Source organism: Mycoplasma sp. 06067-C1-B144P-99-0482-3, assembly GCF_051053925.1.
GTDB classification, from domain to species: Bacteria; Bacillota_I; Bacilli_A; order Mycoplasmatales; family Mycoplasmataceae; genus Mycoplasma; species Mycoplasma leachii.
Genome location: NZ_CP144017.1, coordinates 377,823 through 396,604, shown reverse-complemented (window position 1 = coordinate 396,604; position 18,782 = coordinate 377,823). Strand labels below are relative to the sequence as shown.

Genomic DNA, 18,782 nt, shown 5'->3' with positions numbered 1-18,782 from the left:
ATAAACAAAAGAATCTAAGTTTTAAACAACTTAGATTTTTACTTTATTAAAATAACAAAATATTTTTTCTTACCTTTTTTAACTAATAAATATTTATTTTGGATTAAATCAAAACTACTTATTAAAGTGTTTTCATCTTCTATTATTTGATTATTAATCATAATCGCTTTATTAGTTAAAAATTCTCTAGCTTCTCTTTTTGAACTAGCAGCTTTTACTTCAATTAAAGCATCAATTACTTTAGTAGTTTTATTGATTTGAGTATTTGGTAAGGAATTTAAAGCCATTTTAAATAGATCATCAGTTAGTGAAAATAAATTACCACTAAAAAAAGCTTCTGTTAATTTTAAAGCTTTATCTAGTCCTTGTTGTTGGTGAACAAACTTTGTCATTTCACTAGCTAAAGCTTTTTGTAAAAGACGTTTAGAAGGTTGTTGATTATGTTGTTTAATTAATTGTTCAATTTGATCTTTAGTTAAAAATGTTAAACATTTTAATAGATTAATAGAATCTTCATCAGTTTGATTAATTCAGAATTGATAAAATTCATATTCACTAGTTTTAGATTTATCTAATCAAACAGCCCCAGATTCAGTTTTTCCAAATTTTTGACCATCAGATTTGGTTAATAAATTAATAGTTACTCCTGCTGCCTTATTGTTTTTATTAACATTATCAGAAATAAAATCAATACCACTAGTAATATTTCCTCATTGATCAGATCCACCAATTTGTATACTACAATTATTATTTTTATATAAATAATAAAAATCAAATGCTTGTAACATAGTATAACAAAACTCAGTTACAGATAAGCCTGTTTGAATTCTTGTATCAATTGATTCTTTTGCTAATAAATAACTTAGATTAAAATGTTTTCCTATATCTCTTAAAAAGTCAATTAAACTAATATTTTCTAGTCAATCTCGATTATTTACAAAAATAACTGTTGGAATAATTTCTTTTAATTGAGCACTAATTTTATTAATATTATGATCTACTTGTTGTTTTGTTTGTAAAACTCTTTCATTGGCTTTAAATGATGGATCACCAATCATTCCTGTAGCTCCACCAATTAAAGCAATTGGTTTAAAGCCTTGTAAAGCAAATCTTTTTAAAGTAATAATCATCATTAAATGACCAACATGTAGTGAATCTGCTGTTGGATCAAACCCACAATAAACTGCATCATTATTATTTTGAGCATCTAAAATTTTAGATTCATTTGTAAATTGTTTAATTAACCCTCTTCATTTCAATTCTTCTAATATACTATTTTTCATAAAACTTCCTATTTAACTTTTTTTAATCTAAGATTTTTAATATTTTCTCTTCCAAATTTTGCTTGTTTTTTATTGTTGATTAAAACAGCATCACCTGTAAAGTGAATATTTATTTTAGCTAAAGCAGATCCAACTCCATAAATATCTACTGGAACTTTGTTGTTTTCAAATTCTTTAATTTTTTTTGCTGAAAAACCTGATGAAACAATAATTTTTGTATGACTACATCCAGCATTATCTAAAGCTTTTCTTACTTCTCTAACTAATTGTTCACTTACTCCATTTAAATTAGTTTTATTTTCATATTCTTTATTTTTAATAAAAAATTTATCTACTAAATTTTCAGAAGTATCTAATCTAACTGCAAACAATTTATCTTTAAAATGTTTTGCAATTTTAGTTGCCATATTTACACAATCATTATCATAATCTATTAAAACAACTAAATTATTATTTGAATATGTTTTATAAAATGCATCAGCTGCTTTTAAAGTATCTCCATTAAAAGCTTGAATCAATGCATGAGGCATTGTACCTGATGGAATTGGAATAGTTTTATCATCAATATATTCTAAACTAGCTTGAGTTACAAATAATCTAAATCCACCAATATAAGAAGCATAACCATCACTTGCTAGTGTTAAATAATTATCTGCTCTATCTAACATATTTAAAACATTTTTATTATTAGCAGCATCGATAATTTGTTTTGAATTGGTAGCTATAGAAGTATTTCTTGACAAAATCCCATCAATTATTCCTTCTAATCAACCAAAATCTTGATATCTTCCAGTTATTTTTAAAACTGGTTCTTTACTATTAATTATATCTCCATCATTTAATGCATATATCTCTAAATCATCAAAATTAGGAGAAGCAAATTTTAAAAGATCTATAACTTCATTAACTCCACATAAAACTACGTTATCATTTCTTTGAAAAAATTGCATCGTAACTTTTTGATCAGGTTTAAATTTTTTTAGAATTTCTACAGTCTTTTTAAAGTAATCAGCTATAAAATAACCATCTTTTATTCTAGGGTCAAATTTAAACTTGATTTTATTTTGCATAATATTCCTTTCAGAAACTTTCACCAATTTTATTATTATATTCACTACCTAAATCAATAATTCCTTGTTGTTCATTTTCAATATTTAATTCCTTATAACTACACAACATTCCAAATGAGTCAACACCTCTAATTTTACTTTGAATGATTTGAGTTCCATTTGGTAATCAACTATTTAAAGTTGCTACAACAGAAATCATTTTTTTTCTAACATTACTTGCACCACAAATTATTTGCAAAATTTCATCTTTAATATCTACTTTACAAATATTTAAATGAGTTCCCTCGATAGGTTCACAATCAATAATTCTTCCTATTAAAAATTGTTGTTCTTGATTAATTCAAATAATATCTTTTAAAGTTTGAATAACATAATTTACTACTTTTGGATCTTCAGAACAAAATCCTGATTTCAAATCTAAATTTTGATCAACATTAAAAATATTTGCACCGATTATTTGATCATTATTTTTCAATATTGTTATATTATTTATTTGTTGGATTGATGTAACTTTTTTATTATAAAAACTTACCAACAAACTATTGAACTGTTTACTATAAAAAATTCCAAATTTTATGTTATTCACAGTCAATATCCTCCTTGTTACCATTGTATTATATTATATCAATTTATATAATCTAATTAAAGAAATAGAAATGGGTGGTTAATATAAAAATAGCAGTTCTTACTGATTCATCTTTTGATGGAAAAGTTAGTGATTATCAAGACCTTTACGTGATTCCTTTAATTATCGTAACTCAAGACAATCAAACATATTATGATGATGAAAATTTATCAAAAGATAAATTTTATAATCTCTTAAACACACAGGTTTTAAAAACTAGTCAAACAACTCCTGGAGATATGTTGAAAATGTGAGATGAACTATTAACTAAATATGATCAAGTCATTTTTTTACCAATTTCAAAAGGATTGAGTGGGCAATACAACACTTTTAAAATGCTTCAACAAACTGAAGAAAAATATGAAAATAAAGTTTTTGTATGTGATACTAATGCAGTTAGTGTTGTTATGCAAGAAGTTGTCAATAAAGTATTTATGTGAATAAAAGAAAATAAAACTGCACAAGAAATTTCAAAATTAATTGAAAAAATAGCAGATGATTTTGTAACTTATATTATTCCAAAAAACTTAGATACTTTAAAACAAGGTGGAAGAATTTCTCCAGCCGCAGCAGCTTTAGCTAAAATTTTAAAAATAACTCCAATTCTAAAATATGATGGAAGCATTGATAAACAATCAACAGCTAGAACTTTTAAAAAAGCTTTAAAAGAAGCTTTAAGCTTATTAAAAGAACAAGTTCAAGGTTTAAAAACCATAGATATTTCATATTCTAGAACTGATGAAAAAACTTTAGAAATGATTAAAAATATTATTAAAGAAGAACAATTAAAAATAAGACTAGAATCAGAATTAACAAATGTAATAGCATCACATACTGGAATTGATACTATTGCATTAGTAGCTTGAAAAAAATAGAGGTGACAATTATGAAATTTGGTATATTAGTTGATAGTGCTGCTATTTATGATCCCATTGAATTTAAGGATACAATTATTGATGTAATTCCACTTCATATAGTTTTTCCAAACAATGATGAGTACTTAGACATCAATAGTACTGTAAGCCAAGAAAAAATTTTAGAAAAAGTTTCAGAAGGAATTAATATAAAAACTAGCCAGGCAAGTCCTGGAGAATTAGAACAAAAATATGATGAATTATTAGAAAAGTATGATCATATTATTCATATTCCAATTACTAATAACTTATCTTCTATGTTACAAACAGCTACTTTAGTTAGTCAAGATGAAAAATACAAAGATAAAGTAACAGTTTATCAAAACAATGATTTAGCTGCTCAAGCTATTGCTTATACTGCCTTAAGTCTTGCAAAAGCTATTAAAAGTAATAAAGTTAAAACTGTAGAACAAGCTATTAAATTTATAGACAACTTTAAAGAAAAAGTTCTAATAGCTATAATTCCAGGAGATCTAAAAAAACTATCAAGTGGTGGTAGAGCTAAAGGAGTTATTACAACTGTTTTAAATCTTTTAAAAACTAAATTACTAATTGTTTGAGCAAAAGAACCTAAAAAAGAGGCCATTGGAAGAACTTATAATGGTCTTATTGAAAAATTAATAAAAAATCTTTCTAAAAAGTTTAAAAAAAATAAATATAAACTATACTTTTTATCAACTCCACTAACCTCAAGCAAAACTGTTGAAATTATTAAACAAATTCTTAATGATGGAAAAGTAAAATTTATTCACGGATATGTGCCAAATATTTACACTATTCATGCAGGGATTGAGACTATAGGTTTTGTTGCAATTGAAGAATAAAAAAAACTGGGTTCCCAGTTTTTTTTATTTCTTATGGCAGGAGAGAAAGGAATCGAACCCTCAACGCTCGGTTTTGGAGACCGACGTTCTACCATTGAACTACTCTCCTATAAAAAAATCACACGAGGTGTGATTTACTTTCAAAATGGCAGGGGCAACAAGACTCGAACTCGTGACACTCGGTTTTGAAGACCGATGTTCTACCTACTGAACTATGCCCCTATAAAACTCACTTATAATTATAAAGTCAATTAATGAGTTTTTCAAGGCAAATACATATCATTAGCTAACTCATCTACTTATTTATTTCTTTATTTGAACACTTTAAACAATATCCATGTCCTTCAATTTTAAAATGGGTTAGCTTAATATTATTTTTTTCACATAAATCTAATAATTCTAAGAAATGATAATTTTTTATATTCTTGTCATCTAAATGAATGACTTTTAAGCATTCATCACATTTTAAATGAACAGACTTATCAGCTGCTATTTCATAAGAAATATCTTTGCCATTAAAAGTATTAGCAAAGACAATATGCTCTTTTAATAGTAAATCAATGGTATTATAAACACTCATTACATTAATATTATTAATTTCAGATTCTAAATTATTAATAATTTCTTGAATAGTTAAATGATCAGAAATAATTAGCATTTTAATTACAATATTTCTTATATCAGTTAATCTGATTTTTTTATCTTTTAACCTTTGAACTATTTGATTGTATTTTTGTTTTTGAGTTTTAGATAAAACAATCATTTTATTTTAATTCCTCTATTACTTTTAACAAATCATCAATAGTACGTAGACTTAGTAGTTGATCATCATTAATTCTAATATTTAATTTTTCTTCTAATGTAACTACCATATCCATTAAATCTAAAGAATCTAAGCCTAGAGATTTAAATTCGCTATCTTTAGTAATATTACCCTTAGCACCCTTGCTTTTTAACTCTTTAATAATTTGATTATAAATAGTCATTATTTCACCTAAGCTTTCTTCTATTTATTATTATATACAATTTTATATGACCATTTATAGTTTTGATAAGCAACACTAACACTAGTATTGTCATGTTGAAAGGTAATTAGTTCATCTAGTGTTAAAAGATCTTTATTTTGTTTTTTTAACTCTTTTAAAAAGATAGTTTTAAACTGAGTAATGTTTAATTTATTATCTGATGTTAATAATTTATTTAGATATTTTTCACTATCAATTATAGGTTTATTAATTTTTATAGATTGTTTTAATAAATTATTTTTATCTAATGAAAAAATATTTGAAAAATAAATCGAAGCTATTGTTGATAAAATACAAGAAGCTATTAAAACAAACATAATAAAAAGTTTAATATTTTTACTTCACTTCATATTTATTTAAATCACTTTCTAAATTAGGATTAATTTCTAATGATTGAAAAAACTCTTTTGATAAAAGATATTTAGAAATTATTGGATTTATAAATTTACAATCATTACAATCTATAAATTTAATACTATTAACCTTAGTTTGAAAATTTAACAGATCATTAAAAATCTTCAAATCATAATAAAATGTATTTTCAACTAATCCATTAAAAATAAAACCTTTTTCATTAGAATTATTTATAACAGTTTTGTCTTTAATTATTGAATTATTATTAAAATAAATACCATCATCTTTTATTTGACCTTTAGGTAAATCTTTATAAAATTTATTAGTTTTTAAATAATCATTAATTTGTAATTTATTTATTTGAATGAAATTATTAATATTTAAATTCAAAAGATTGTTAATTAAATAGTTTATTTCTCAATTTCTATTAAAATCTTTATGCAGATTAACTTTAAAATTATAATCAAAATCCATAATTTTTTGATATTTTTGATTGATTGTAAATTCTAGTGACTTGTAATTTAATTGATAAGTTAAAAGATTATATAAAAGGTTAGTTCTATTTTCTTCAAAATTTTTATAATAAGTAACTAGATTGTTTAAATAACTATTTTCAGTTTTAATAGATTTGTTGTTTAATAAAATAATATTACTAAATTCTTCATTTAAATTATTTGCTTTAAATTTAGCATTAAAAACTAATTCTAATTTATTATCAATAAATAAATTAGCAGGTAGATTAATTAAAATAAGTTGTTTTTCTTTAGTATTACTAATTTTATAATTAATTGGTTCTTTTGTATTGCTAATTAAATTAACTAATTTATCTTTATTTTTATAATTAATAGAATAAACAAAGTTATTTAAATAACTAAAAATCTTTTCTTTGTCAAAATAACGCAAATTCTTAGAAACTATTAAGTAAAGTTTGTAAAATTCTTTTTTATCTTCTTGAAATTTTTGTTTTGAAAAAATCACATCAACTAGATATTTAGGTTTTTGTGTTGCTCTAGTATTTTTAACTTCTATTTCTTTAAACTCAACATTCATGATTACACCTCATATAAGTATTAGAAAAAAATAGAAGATATTTATCATTTATAAAAATAAAAAACAACACCTAAGTGTTGTTTGTTGTTTTCAAAATGGGGCGTAGAACGGGGATCGAACCCGCGTATGTCAGAGCCACAACCTGATGTGTTAACCACTTCACCACCTACGCCATTAACTATCTTATTATCTAAAATTTTCCACCTAAAGTCAATATAATTAGATTTTTTCGTTGGATTATTAGATTTTTTCATCTAAAAAAGTAGTTAAAATTAACTACTTTTAATTATTGTATCTAAATACTATAATAAATTTATTTTTATTTAATAAATTTAGTTCCACTTAAATTTTGTAAAACTTTTTCAGCTTGTTCTAATGAACCAATATAAGCTGGTTTACCATTTGTTTTTTTAACAAATGACATTACAGCTTGAATTTTTGGAAGCATTGAACCTGATGCAAATTGATTTTGATCAATATATTCTTGAGCTTTATCTAAAGTTAGTTGATCTAAAGCTTGTTCATTTTCTTTTTTATAATTAATCATAACTTTGTCAACAGCTGTTAAAATAATTAAACTTTCTGCACCAATTATTTCAGCTATTTTTGCAGCAGCAAAATCTTTATCAATAACAGCAGCAATTCCTACTAATTTATCATTTTCTTGATAGACTGGAATTCCACCACCACCTCCAGCAATAACAATAAATGAGTTATTTACTAATTGTAAAACTGCTTGTTTTTCAATAATATCGATTGGTTTTGGCGAAGCAATTACTCTTCTTCACCCACGACCTGCATCTTCAGCAACATTTCAATTATTTTCTTTAGCCATTTTTTTAGCTTCATCTTCACTCATAAAAGATCCAATTGGCTTAGTTGGTTTTAAAAACGCTGGATCATTTTTATCAACTAGAGTTTGAGTAACAATTGTAGCTGTCTGTTTATCTATTTTTCTTAGTTTTAACTCATTATCAATAGCTTGTTGTAAGTGATATCCAATATAACCTTGACTCATAGATCCACATTCAGGAAAGTCTAAAATTGGAGATTTTGACTCATTTTTATTAGCAATATCAAAAGCATTATTAATCATTCCAACTTGAGGACCATTACCATGAACAATTACAATATCATTTCCCTGTTGAATAAAATCAACTAGTGACTTAGCTGTTTTTTTAACAATTTCTAATTGTTCACTTGGTGAATTGCCTAAAGCATTTCCACCAATAGCAATTACAATTTTTGACATTTTAACTTCTCCTTTCTTTATAAATTTCTTTTATCTTTTAAAAAATAACCACTCATTATAAAGTTTTTATTTTAATGAGTGGTAATTTATTAATAAAATTTGTTTATAAGATAGTTTTATTTAGTTGTTGGTTGTTGTTGAGTAATACAGTGAATATTACCACCACCTAATAAAATTTCACGAGCCATTACAGTTTCAATTTTATGATTTGGATAAACTGATTGAAGTGTTTTAACTGCTAAATCATCATATTTATCACCAAAAATAGGTAAAATAATAGCATTATTTGCAATATAGTAATTTGCATAACTTGCTGGCATTCTTTGTTCTGGTTCTCTTGACATAGTATCGCAAATATCTATACCTTCTGCTTCTTCTTTTGTAATAAATAATGGACCTGGTTGATGTAATTTAGTTACTTTAATCTTACGACCTTTAGCATCTAAAGTATTTGTTAAAATATCATAAGCTAATTTAGAACGTTCATATTGAGGATCGGTTGTATCATCTGTTCAAGTTAAAACAACATGACCTGGACTAACAACATTTAATAAGTTATCAACATGTCCATTAGTTTCATCATTATAAACTCCTAATGGTAATCAAACTACTTTTTCAACACCACAATATTCTTTTAAATTTTCTTCAATTTGTTCTTTAGTTAAATCTGGATTACGGTTTTCATTTAATAAACATTCTTCAGTTGTATATAATGTTCCATCTCCATCAGTGTGAATACTTCCGCCTTCTAAAACAAAATCAGTTCTATAATAATCTATATTACAAATTTCACAAACTTTTCTAGCAATAGCATCATCTTTATCTCAAGGAAAGTACAACCCACCTTTAAATCCTCCTCAAGCATTAAAGACTCAATCAACACCACGAATTTCACCATCTTTATTTTTAACAATAGTTGGCCCTACATCTCTCATTCAAGAATCATCATTTGACATTTCAATTACTCTAACATTTTGATCTAAAAGGTTACGAGCATTTTCAAACTGTTGATGAGAAACTAACATTGTTACTTTTTCATATTTTGCAATGGCATTGGCTACATTTGCAAATACACGTTGAGCTGGTTTTGCTCCAAGTCTCCAATTATCAGAACGTTCAGGTCAAATCATTCAACATTGATCGTGTTTTTCTCATTCACCCGGCATTCAAAAACCATCTTTTTTAGGAGTTGAATTCATTTTTTTACTCATATTAATCTATTCTCCTTTAACTAAGTTTTTTTTATTTTTATAACTAGATCATCATATTAATAGTTCACCAATACCAATACAAATCACGGTTCCAATTAAAGCAAATAAAACATATCCTCCACCAGAATTTAATTCTCAAGTTTTTGCACCTATCATAATCTCACCAAATAAGAATAAAATTATACTTAAACATAAAATCATCATAGGAGTAATTACAACAACTCATTGGAATCATTTAGGTCCTGGAATTTTAAATGGTTTTTTTAGATCTGGATATTTGTATCTAATAATGATAAAACTTGGAAATATTAATAAGTAAGGTAATAAGAATATAATTGATGAAAATGCATATAATTGTCAAAAGATTTCAGAAATTTCTCCACTTGGAGATAATAAACCTGCAATAATTAATAACACTGTACATACACTTCCAGTAATAATAGTTGCTCATAATGGAGAATCATTTTTTAAAACTGTACCAAAGATTTTTGGAAACTCTCCATCACTTGCTGCTTCTTGAATTGCTTTATTAGCACCTGTACTTCAAGTAATCATATTTCCAAAAAAAGTAAATAGTAAAAATACACCTAAAATTTTAGTTAATCATTCTGGAAATACTTTTTCAATTGTTTGAATAATACCATTAGAAACATCTAAAGTTTTTACATCTAATATAATATTAACTGCAATAGTTCCTATAATATAAGAAATTACAATTGTTACTCCAGCTAAAATAGTCGATAATGGAATATCACGTTTAGGATTTTTCATCTCACTTGCAGTATTTGAACCTAATTCAAAACCAGAAAGGTTATAAATAATTACTGGTAAAAAGACAATACCTTTACTAAATGATGGAAGGATTCCATATTCAGCATCATTTATTTTTGTAGAAACTGGATTTCCTTGAGCTAATCAAGTAATTGCTGCTGCAATTAAACCAATAGTTACAACAAGTTTTGAAATAGAAGAAAAATTAGGTAATCACTTAGTATATTTAAAATTTAACAATCCAACTAAAACAGTTAGTCAAGTTATACCAATAGCTATACCTATTTGAGTTCATAATGACAATGGAGAATTTGGAAAAAAGATTTTTGATAGTGTTGATGAGAATGCAATATAAACTGAAGACATTCATAAACCAACATTTAATCAATAAAATCAATTAGTTCTAGCTGCTCACTTATTACCACAAGCATTTTTAACTCACGCATAAATTCCACCATTATCACTATATGCTGCACCTAATTCAGCTGTAATTAATCCATATGGTAAAAAGTATAAAAAAGCTAATAAGGTTCAATAAATTATTGATTGTCAACCAATTGCTGCTGCTGAAGCAAATGAGTCTAAGACAAAAACTGCACTAAATGTAAAAGCAATTATGTCAAATAATCTTAGACCTTTTTTTGTTTTAGACATATTTAAAAATATTTTTTATTTTATTTTTTGTTTTTTGTTTCAGCATAATCATTATTATATGTGTAGCGATGTTTTCATGAACGATCTTGGTGTTCCATAAAGGCTTCAACTTTACCTCTATAATAATCTTTAACAGCATTTGATGATTTATCAATTTGTGGGTATAGATAGTAAACTAACAGACCCATTTGAGCTGTTAATCTGTTTTCAGCTTGTTCAAAAGCAATTGATTGATCTGAATCTATTACTTCATCATAAACTTCTACATTTCTTGAAGCAGGTAAACAATGCATAAATAGTGCTTGCTTTCCTGCCTTTTCCATTAGTTCAGGAGTAACTTGATAAGTTGGTTTAAAGGCTTTTACTCTTTCTTCAGCTTCATCTTCTTGATCTACTCATCATCATAAATCAGTATAAACAATATCAGCACCTCTAACTTGTTCCAAGTCATCAGTTACTAATACAGATCCACTATTAGCTTGTTTGATGTTTTCATTAGCAATATCAACTCATTCTTGTGGGCTTTGATATCTTTTTGGTGAAATATGTAGAAAATTCATACCTAGTTTTGTAGTAATATGCATTGTTGATGAACACACATTAGTTCTATCTCCAATAAAGACAACTTTAATATCTTCAAATTTAATGTCTTCATATTCCAAGTTTTTAGTTGCTGGCATATATTCTAACATTGTAAATACATCACAAATTGCTTGAGTTGGATGATTATAATCTGTTAGACCATTTAAAACTGGAACATCAGCATATTTTGCTAAATTTAAAACTGTTTCATGTTTTAAAGCTCTACACATAATTCCATCACACATATGTGATAAAACTTTGGTTGTATCATATAAACTTTCACGAACTCCAAGGTGTAGTTCACCTGGTTTTAAATATTGAGCATGACCACCTAAATGTGTCATAGCTGCTTCAAATGAAACACGAGTTCTAGTTGAAGGTTCTTCAAATATCATGGCCAGAGTTTTGTTTTTTAACAATTCAGGCACTGCACCACAATAACGAGCTTCTTTTAACATTTTCATTAGTCGAAATATTTCAAAAATTTCTTTTTTATTCAAATCTTGAGTATCTATAAAATGTCTAACTTTGTTCATATAAAAATTCCTTTCTTAAATTTATTTTAGCACTAATTGTATGTTTTTTTTTTTTTTTTTTAAATTACAAAAGACTTAAGTCCTTTTAAAAAGTACTTAAAAAATAAGGTTAATTTATATTAAAATTTTAATATTTTATAAATTCTTAATTGTTATTTTAGTTAATCTTTTAAGATTTAACTCTCTTTATAATTAAATTTATCTTTATAATTAACCTATAGTAAAAGGAAGAATATGCAAGAAAAAATTATAGAAATTAAAAATTTAACTAAACAATATAATAATGGTTATGGAATTTTTGATATTAACTTAGAAGTTAATAAGGGTGAAATTTATGGTTATTTAGGACCAAATGGAGCAGGTAAATCTACAACAATTAGACACTTAATGGGATATATTAAACAAAACAAGGGAAAAGCTTTAATTTTTAATAAAGATTGTTGAAAGCATTCTTATAAGATTCAACCAAGTGTTGGTTATTTACCTGGAGAGATCAATTTTCCAGAACAAGAAAATGGATTAAGCTATATTAAATTTATTTACAAATTAAGAAAACAAAATAATTGAGATTATGTTGAAAGACTAATTAAATATTGAGAATTTAATCCAAATATTAAAATAAAAAAAATGTCTAAAGGAATGAAACAAAAACTAGGTTTAGTTTTATGTTTAATGCACCAACCAAAAGTTTTGATTCTAGATGAGCCAACAACTGGACTAGATCCTTTAATTAAAAACAAATTTATTCAATTGATTTTAAAATTAAAGCAAAATAACACTACTATTTTTCTAAGCTCTCACGTTTTTGAAGAAGTTGAAAAGCTATGTAATAAAGTAGCAATAATTAAAAATGGTAGAATAATTAATAAATTAGATTTAGACCAAATAAAAAACACTAATGACAGAGAGTACAAAGTTACTTTTAAAGATCAAAATATTTATAAGGATGAATTTTTAATAAGTACAAATGATTTACTAGCAACTTATAAAGTTCCTATTAATAAAGTAAATTACTTTTTTAATCAATTAAAATCATATGAGATTAATCTGCTTGAAGAAGTTCCTTTTTCATTAGAAAACTACTTTTTAAAATTTTATAAAAAAGAAGGAGAAACTGAATAGTATGTTTAATTTTCAATTATGAAAAAACTCATTTAAAAACACTTTAATAGTTTGATTGTTTTGTATTCCTTTTTTTAGTTTTATATCTATTATTTTATTAGTTTCTATAAAATCAGATAGTAAATCAATAAATATAACTGCTTATCAAACTATTTTAAAAATTCTTTTTGATCAATATGGTGTTTTAATTATCTCTACTTTTTTAATTTCAGGAACTATTTCTTTAATGACAAGACCAATTGAAAAAGGTCATTTAACTTATATACTTTCATCTAATTTATCTAGAACTAATATTGTTTTAAGTAGATTTTTATACTTTTTATTTAGTATTACAGTTTATGTTTTTGTTGTTTTTTTAATAAATGCAGTATTTATGAAAATTAATCACATAAACACAGAAGAGCTTAATTTAAAAAACTGAACCTTACAATGTTTTTCATTTTGAATAATAGTATGTGCAATTGGATCAATTTGTTTTATGTTTAGTTGTATTTTTAATAAAGGAACTTGAGCATTAATTTTTAATGGAGCTATTTTTACAATTTTTGTTGCTAGTGATGTAATTAGTCAAGTTGGTAAAGCTTTAAATAGACAATTTTTAATTGATTTTAAAAATTTTACTATACTAAGTTTAATAGATTTTAATAGACTTTCTATTAAAACTATTTCTGAATTTTATATTAGTTATGCAATATTAATAGGAATTATAGTTTTATCTTCTAGTATTGGAATTATTAGCTTTACTAAAAAAGATTTAACATTATAAAAAAGAGAAGATTTGTCATCTTCTCTTTTTTTATCAATCTTGTTTTCTAGATGCTTTTTGTTTTTTAATAAGTTTATAAGATAAAAAGCCAGCTCCAATTAAAACTACAACTCCAGCTAGAACTCCTCCAACTGTTTCAGCAATTTTATGAGTATTTTTGTATTCTATAACAACAGTATCACTTTTATTTATTTTTAAAATAAGTGTTGCTTTTTTACTTCCAATTTTAATATCAACATCAGTTTCTTTAAGTTTTTTATCATTTTCTAGTTTATTAACTTCATTAACCCTTTTAATAATTTCACTAGCTGTTGGTGTTTTATTAAAACTACCAAGTTTTGTATTTTTTATTAAATTAGCTAGTGTTTTAGAATTGTTTTTTTCTTCTTTTTTAGCTTCAGATTTTAAAACAATACTATTAATATCATTATTAATAATCAAACTAGAACTTAAAAACATACTAGTAGAAATTGATACTAAGATAGCTAGAAGACTTAATATTTTTTTCAAAAAATCACCTCTATTTTTAAAATAATTTTCTTAATTATTATTTTATATTCACAAACTATAGAAAATCAATTTATATTTTAAGGTTATTTTATTTTTGAATTACTTTAGTTTGTTTTAAAATTTTTGCTGTTTTTGAAGTAATTAAATTATTAATTAAAAATTGAGCTGTAAATAAATAAATTCAAAATATTACCATTACTAAAGTGTTAATACCAGAAATTAAACTACTATATTCCATTACTTGTTCAGATTTAGCAAATAATGCAACAAAGTTAGCTCCAGTTGTAATTGTTCAAATAAATCCAGGTAAAACTATGTTATTAACTATTAGTTTTACTGATAGTTGTTTTCCTGATCTATAATTATCAACTAAAGTTGCTAACACATACATTACTAAACAAGTTGTTAACACTAAATAAGCTAAAGCACCAAATCATTTAGTCATTAATGGAGCTGTAAAAGGTTGAGCAATATTTCCAACTTGAGCAATTCCAACACAACCAGCAGTTAATGTCATAAATGCTAATAATAATAATGAATAATAAGTAATTGCAGGCTTAATTAATATATATTTATTAATTTTGTAATCTTTTTTAAAGAAAATATAAAATCCATGAAAAATGATTGCAAAAATTACTCACAACATAATAAATGAACCAATTGTAACTAAAGCAGTAATGTTTGAAGAGTTTTCAGTAATTAGTTGTAATAAAATACCACTAATTATTCCAGATAATAAGATACTTGGAAGTAAAGCAAATAGCAAGAATAATGAAAAACGAGAAATCTCTATACTAAAGATTTTTCATCCCAACTTTTTAGAATCTTTAGACATTGCTTCATAATATTTAACAAAATATCTTGAACTATAAGAAGAGTATTCAAATCCACGTTTTATGTCATAAAACATTTCATCTCCTCTTCCATTATTCATTGCACGTCTTTTTTCTTTAAGATACATTTCTTGAATTGATTCTAATACTGAAATACAACCATTTTTAAATACTGTGACATCACCAAATTTAATTAGTGTTTTATAAATTTCATTCATTAAATTAGTTAAAAATACAGGTTTAAATGCTAGTGATGAATATGATGAGTAAGCTGTTTTAACTCCTTCAAAATCACCTTCACTAATTTTTGTTTTTAAATTTTCAACAAATTCAATAGTTTTACTATAGTTAAATAAAACATTCATATCTCTATTTTTTAAATATGATTTAATGCCAATAATTGTATTAAATAATAATTGTTTTAATAAAGGTATAAACATTGCAAAAACCCCTCCAACTAAAATAAGTTTAAAAGGACTTAGTAATGTATATAATAATGAGTCTGGAGCCATAAATCCAGTTAATTTATAACCAGACTGATTAATGGCGTTAACTCAATCTGTTCATGATGTTGATCCATTAAAAGCAGCTACTTTTTTTCCTCATTCACTACTTTCACCTAATTTTTCAATTAAAATAGTTTTTCAATTATTAACTCATGCAGAAGTTGAAGTCATTAGTGAGAAAAATGGATCTTTACCATCATTTTTTACACCTCTAATTGCATAAATAGCAACCCCGTCAAGTCAAGCTGAATAACCAAAATAAATTACTGCAACAACTAATAAAATGATTGTTAATTTAACGGTTTTTTTCATTTAAACTCCTTTTCTACAAAAATGATTATATAATTTTGCAAAATAAAAAAGGTATTTTCTACCTTTTTACTCAATTACAATATTGACAATTCGATCAACAACTGCTATATATTTTAAGTTTTTATGATCTTTAATAAATCTGATAATATTTTCGTTTTCTTGTGCTAATTTTATTAAAATTTCTTTATCTGTTCCTTTTTCAACTTCAATTGTTGATCTTAATTTTCCATTAACTTGTAAAGCAATAACAACAGTATTTTTAACTATTTTAGTTTCATCAAATTCTGGTCAAGTTTGTAAAGTTACACTAGTTCTATTTCCTAATTTTTCTCATAATTCTTCAGCTAAATGTGGAGAAAATAAACTTAACATTTTTACAAAACCTTCAATATATGGTTTATAAACTGTAGATAATTCTTCTTTATAAATTGCATTTACTAAAACCATTAACTGACTAATTGCTGTATTAAATTTCAATTCTTTTATCATTTGAGTTACTTTTTTAACTACATCATTATAAACATAATCTAACTTATGATTATTAGTATTACTAAACTCAACTTTATTAATCATTCTATAACAACGATTTAATCATTTTAAACTAGCATCTAATCCGTCAAAACTTCAAGGTAAGCTAGCATCTAATGGACCCATAAACATTTCATACAATCTTAAAGCATCAGCACCATGTGTATCTATTACATCATCTGGATTAATAACATTTCCTCAAGATTTAGACATTTTTCTATTATCAGACCCTAATATCATTCCTTGGTTGAATAATCGCTGAAATGGTTCACTTGTTGGCAATAATCCTAAATCATATAAAAAATGGGTTCAAAATCTAGAATATAGCAAGTGACCAACAGCATGTTCTTGACCACCAATATACAAATCAACTGGTAGTCATTTTTCTAGTCTTTTTTTAGCTTCATCACCAGTTAAATCAATTAAGTTATTTTTTGAATTAGCTAAAACATAAGCAATAAAGTATCAACTTGATCCTGCTGATTGAGGCATAGTATTAGTTTCTCTTTTATATTCTCTATCACCAATTTTTACATTTACTCAATTTTTAACATTAGCTAAAGGACTTTCACCAGTATTAGTTGGTTTTATATAATCATTCTTTGGTAAAGTAATTGGTAAATTGTCATCTTCAATTAAGATAATATTATTATCTTTATCATATAAAACTGGGAATGGTTCACCATAAAATCTTTGTCTTGAAAATAACCAATCTCTTAATTTGTAATTAGTTTTTTTCTTACCTAAATTATTTTTTTCAATATAATTATGAATTACTTGCAAACTTTGAGTTCTATCAAGATCATTTAAAAAGTCTGAATTAATGTGTTTTCCTTCACCAACAAAAGCTTTAGATTGATCTTTTGTACTAATTACAAATCTAATTGGTAAGTTAAATTTAGTAGCAAAATCCCAATCTCTTTTATCATGAGCAGGAACAGCCATAATAGCTCCTGAACCATAATCATTTAAAACATAGTCACTAATTCAAATTTGAATTTGTTCTTTAGTTAATGGATTAATAGCATAACTACCAATAAATACACCTGTTTTAGTTTTTGATTCATCTTTTCTTTCAATTTCAGATTTATTTGCAGTTAGTTCAATATATTTTTTAACTTCATCTAATTTATTTGGTGTTGTTAGTTTTAAAACAAGTTCATTTTCTGGAGCTAAAACAATATAAGTTGCTCCAAAAACAGTATCAGCTCTAGTAGTAAAAACTGGAATATTTATATCATTTGATTTAAAGTTTATTTCACATCCTTCAGATTTACCAATTCAATTTCTTTGCAATTCTTTTACAGAATTTGGTCAATCTAAATTATCTAGACCTTTTAAAAGTTTGTCTGCATAATCAGTAATTTTTAAAACTCACTGACGCATTTTTCTCTTAACTACAGGATGTTCTCCTCTTTCACTAACCATTAAACCGTCTTTTTCAATAATTTCATCATTTGCTAAAACAGTCCCTAGTTCTTGACATCAATTAACATCAATATTTCTATTTTCAGCTAAACCTTTTTTATAAAATTCTTTAAATATTCATTGTGTAACTTTATAGTAATTTGGATCAGCTGTGTTAATTTCTTTATCATAATCATAACTAAAACCCATTTTAACAAGTTGAGCTTTAAAATTTTCAATATTTTTTAAAGTAAAGTCTCTTGGGTCATTTCCTGTTTTTAAAGCATATTGTTCAGCTGGCAAACCAAATGCATCTCAACCAATTGGGTGTAAAACATCATAACCTTGCATTCTTTTAAATCTACTATAAACATCAGTTGCTGTATATCCTTTAATGTGACCAACATGTAATCCAGCTCCACTTGGATAAGGAAACATATCTAAGACATAAGCTTTTTTGTGATTACTATCAGTAGTTTTATAAACATTATTTTCTTTTCAATATTTTTGTCATTTTTTTTCAATGGCTTTGTGTGAAAAATCCATATGTTAACTCCTTTACTATAATTAATTAAAATTGTTATTAAAATGTTTAAGTAAGAAAATGAATAACTATTTATTAATTATATAAAAAAGTAAAAAAAAAA

Annotated in this window: 18 protein-coding genes and 3 tRNA genes; 4 read left to right on the top strand and 17 right to left on the bottom strand. The window is 25.0% G+C overall.

Going from position 1 to position 18,782, the window contains the following annotated elements; all coding sequences use genetic code 4:
• Positions 1 to 38 precede the first annotated feature (38 nt).
• The 3 genes from tyrS to ytpR are packed head-to-tail and all read right to left on the bottom strand — an operon-like array spanning position 39 to position 2,939.
• The gene (tyrS, locus tag V2P32_RS01830) at positions 39 to 1,283 is read right to left on the bottom strand and encodes a tyrosine--tRNA ligase (protein ID WP_434343839.1); all 1,245 of its coding nucleotides are present in this window, start codon (positions 1,281 to 1,283) and stop codon (positions 39 to 41) included.
• 8 nt (positions 1,284 to 1,291) lie between these two features.
• On the bottom strand, positions 1,292 to 2,353 hold the full coding sequence (locus tag V2P32_RS01825; RefSeq protein ID WP_434343838.1) for a nicotinate phosphoribosyltransferase: 1,062 nt from the start codon (positions 2,351 to 2,353) through the stop codon (positions 1,292 to 1,294).
• A complete protein-coding gene (gene ytpR / locus V2P32_RS01820; RefSeq protein WP_434343837.1) occupies positions 2,343 to 2,939 on the bottom strand; it encodes a YtpR family tRNA-binding protein in 597 nt (198 codons plus the stop codon). Before ytpR ends, V2P32_RS01825 begins: the two co-directional genes overlap by 11 nt.
• Before the next feature lie 74 nt (positions 2,940 to 3,013).
• Between ytpR and V2P32_RS01815 the strand changes: the two genes are divergently transcribed.
• On the top strand, positions 3,014 to 3,853 hold the full coding sequence (locus V2P32_RS01815) for a DegV family protein (protein WP_434343836.1): 840 nt from the start codon (positions 3,014 to 3,016) through the stop codon (positions 3,851 to 3,853).
• Positions 3,854 to 3,864: 11 nt separating this feature from the next.
• Positions 3,865 to 4,716, top strand: coding sequence for a DegV family protein (locus V2P32_RS01810; protein ID WP_107669516.1), 852 nt, complete (start codon positions 3,865 to 3,867; stop codon positions 4,714 to 4,716).
• A 34-nt stretch (positions 4,717 to 4,750) separates the two neighbouring features.
• Here V2P32_RS01810 and V2P32_RS01805 read toward each other — a convergent pair.
• The 11 genes from V2P32_RS01805 to ptcA form a co-directional block, all read right to left on the bottom strand.
• Positions 4,751 to 4,825: transfer RNA gene (locus V2P32_RS01805), tRNA-Trp, on the bottom strand.
• Between the two features lie 37 nt (positions 4,826 to 4,862).
• Positions 4,863 to 4,938: transfer RNA gene (locus tag V2P32_RS01800), tRNA-Trp, on the bottom strand.
• Positions 4,939 to 5,011: 73 nt separating this feature from the next.
• The gene (locus tag V2P32_RS01795) at positions 5,012 to 5,479 is read right to left on the bottom strand and encodes a Fur family transcriptional regulator (protein WP_013447933.1); all 468 of its coding nucleotides are present in this window, start codon (positions 5,477 to 5,479) and stop codon (positions 5,012 to 5,014) included.
• 1 nt (position 5,480) lies between these two features.
• Complete coding sequence (locus tag V2P32_RS01790; protein ID WP_013447934.1) at positions 5,481 to 5,702, bottom strand: acyl carrier protein; 222 nt, start codon at positions 5,700 to 5,702, stop codon at positions 5,481 to 5,483.
• Positions 5,703 to 5,722: 20 nt separating this feature from the next.
• The gene (locus V2P32_RS01785) at positions 5,723 to 6,091 is read right to left on the bottom strand and encodes a hypothetical protein (RefSeq protein WP_013447935.1); all 369 of its coding nucleotides are present in this window, start codon (positions 6,089 to 6,091) and stop codon (positions 5,723 to 5,725) included.
• Positions 6,078 to 7,145 (bottom strand): hypothetical protein, encoded by a 1,068-nt coding sequence (locus V2P32_RS01780; protein WP_434343835.1) that lies wholly within the window; start codon positions 7,143 to 7,145, stop codon positions 6,078 to 6,080. The genes V2P32_RS01785 and V2P32_RS01780 overlap by 14 nt, the downstream gene beginning before the upstream one ends.
• Positions 7,146 to 7,241: 96 nt before the next feature.
• A tRNA-His gene (locus V2P32_RS01775) sits at positions 7,242 to 7,317 on the bottom strand.
• Positions 7,318 to 7,464: 147 nt separating this feature from the next.
• Positions 7,465 to 8,397 carry a carbamate kinase gene (gene arcC / locus V2P32_RS01770; RefSeq protein WP_434343834.1) on the bottom strand — a complete coding sequence of 311 codons (933 nt, stop codon included), beginning with the start codon at positions 8,395 to 8,397 and terminating at the stop codon, positions 7,465 to 7,467.
• 116 nt (positions 8,398 to 8,513) lie between these two features.
• Entirely contained in the window at positions 8,514 to 9,608 is a 1,095-nt protein-coding gene (aguA, locus tag V2P32_RS01765; protein WP_434343833.1) for an agmatine deiminase, read from the bottom strand.
• A gap of 6 nt (positions 9,609 to 9,614) precedes the next feature.
• Positions 9,615 to 11,033 (bottom strand): APC family permease, encoded by a 1,419-nt coding sequence (locus tag V2P32_RS01760; RefSeq protein ID WP_434343832.1) that lies wholly within the window; start codon positions 11,031 to 11,033, stop codon positions 9,615 to 9,617.
• 20 nt (positions 11,034 to 11,053) lie between these two features.
• Positions 11,054 to 12,151, bottom strand: coding sequence for a putrescine carbamoyltransferase (ptcA, locus tag V2P32_RS01755; RefSeq protein ID WP_434343831.1), 1,098 nt, complete (start codon positions 12,149 to 12,151; stop codon positions 11,054 to 11,056).
• Positions 12,152 to 12,385: 234 nt separating this feature from the next.
• On the opposite strand from ptcA, the gene V2P32_RS01750 reads away from it, so the two are divergent.
• Both V2P32_RS01750 and V2P32_RS01745 read left to right on the top strand, forming a co-directional pair.
• Positions 12,386 to 13,273: an ABC transporter ATP-binding protein gene (locus V2P32_RS01750; protein ID WP_434343830.1), complete on the top strand. Its 888-nt coding sequence runs from the start codon at positions 12,386 to 12,388 to the stop codon at positions 13,271 to 13,273.
• Between the two features lies 1 nt (position 13,274).
• On the top strand, positions 13,275 to 14,039 hold the full coding sequence (locus V2P32_RS01745; RefSeq protein ID WP_434343829.1) for an ABC transporter permease: 765 nt from the start codon (positions 13,275 to 13,277) through the stop codon (positions 14,037 to 14,039).
• A gap of 30 nt (positions 14,040 to 14,069) precedes the next feature.
• On the opposite strand, the gene V2P32_RS01740 is transcribed toward V2P32_RS01745, so the two are convergent.
• From V2P32_RS01740 to leuS, 3 genes are all read right to left on the bottom strand, one after another.
• The gene (locus V2P32_RS01740; protein WP_434343828.1) at positions 14,070 to 14,549 is read right to left on the bottom strand and encodes a hypothetical protein; all 480 of its coding nucleotides are present in this window, start codon (positions 14,547 to 14,549) and stop codon (positions 14,070 to 14,072) included.
• Positions 14,550 to 14,637: 88 nt separating this feature from the next.
• Complete coding sequence (locus V2P32_RS01735) at positions 14,638 to 16,200, bottom strand: hypothetical protein (RefSeq protein WP_434343827.1); 1,563 nt, start codon at positions 16,198 to 16,200, stop codon at positions 14,638 to 14,640.
• Between the two features lie 66 nt (positions 16,201 to 16,266).
• Positions 16,267 to 18,681, bottom strand: a complete 2,415-nt coding sequence (leuS, locus tag V2P32_RS01730) for a leucine--tRNA ligase (RefSeq protein ID WP_434343826.1) — start codon at positions 18,679 to 18,681, stop codon at positions 16,267 to 16,269.
• Positions 18,682 to 18,782 lie beyond the last annotated feature (101 nt).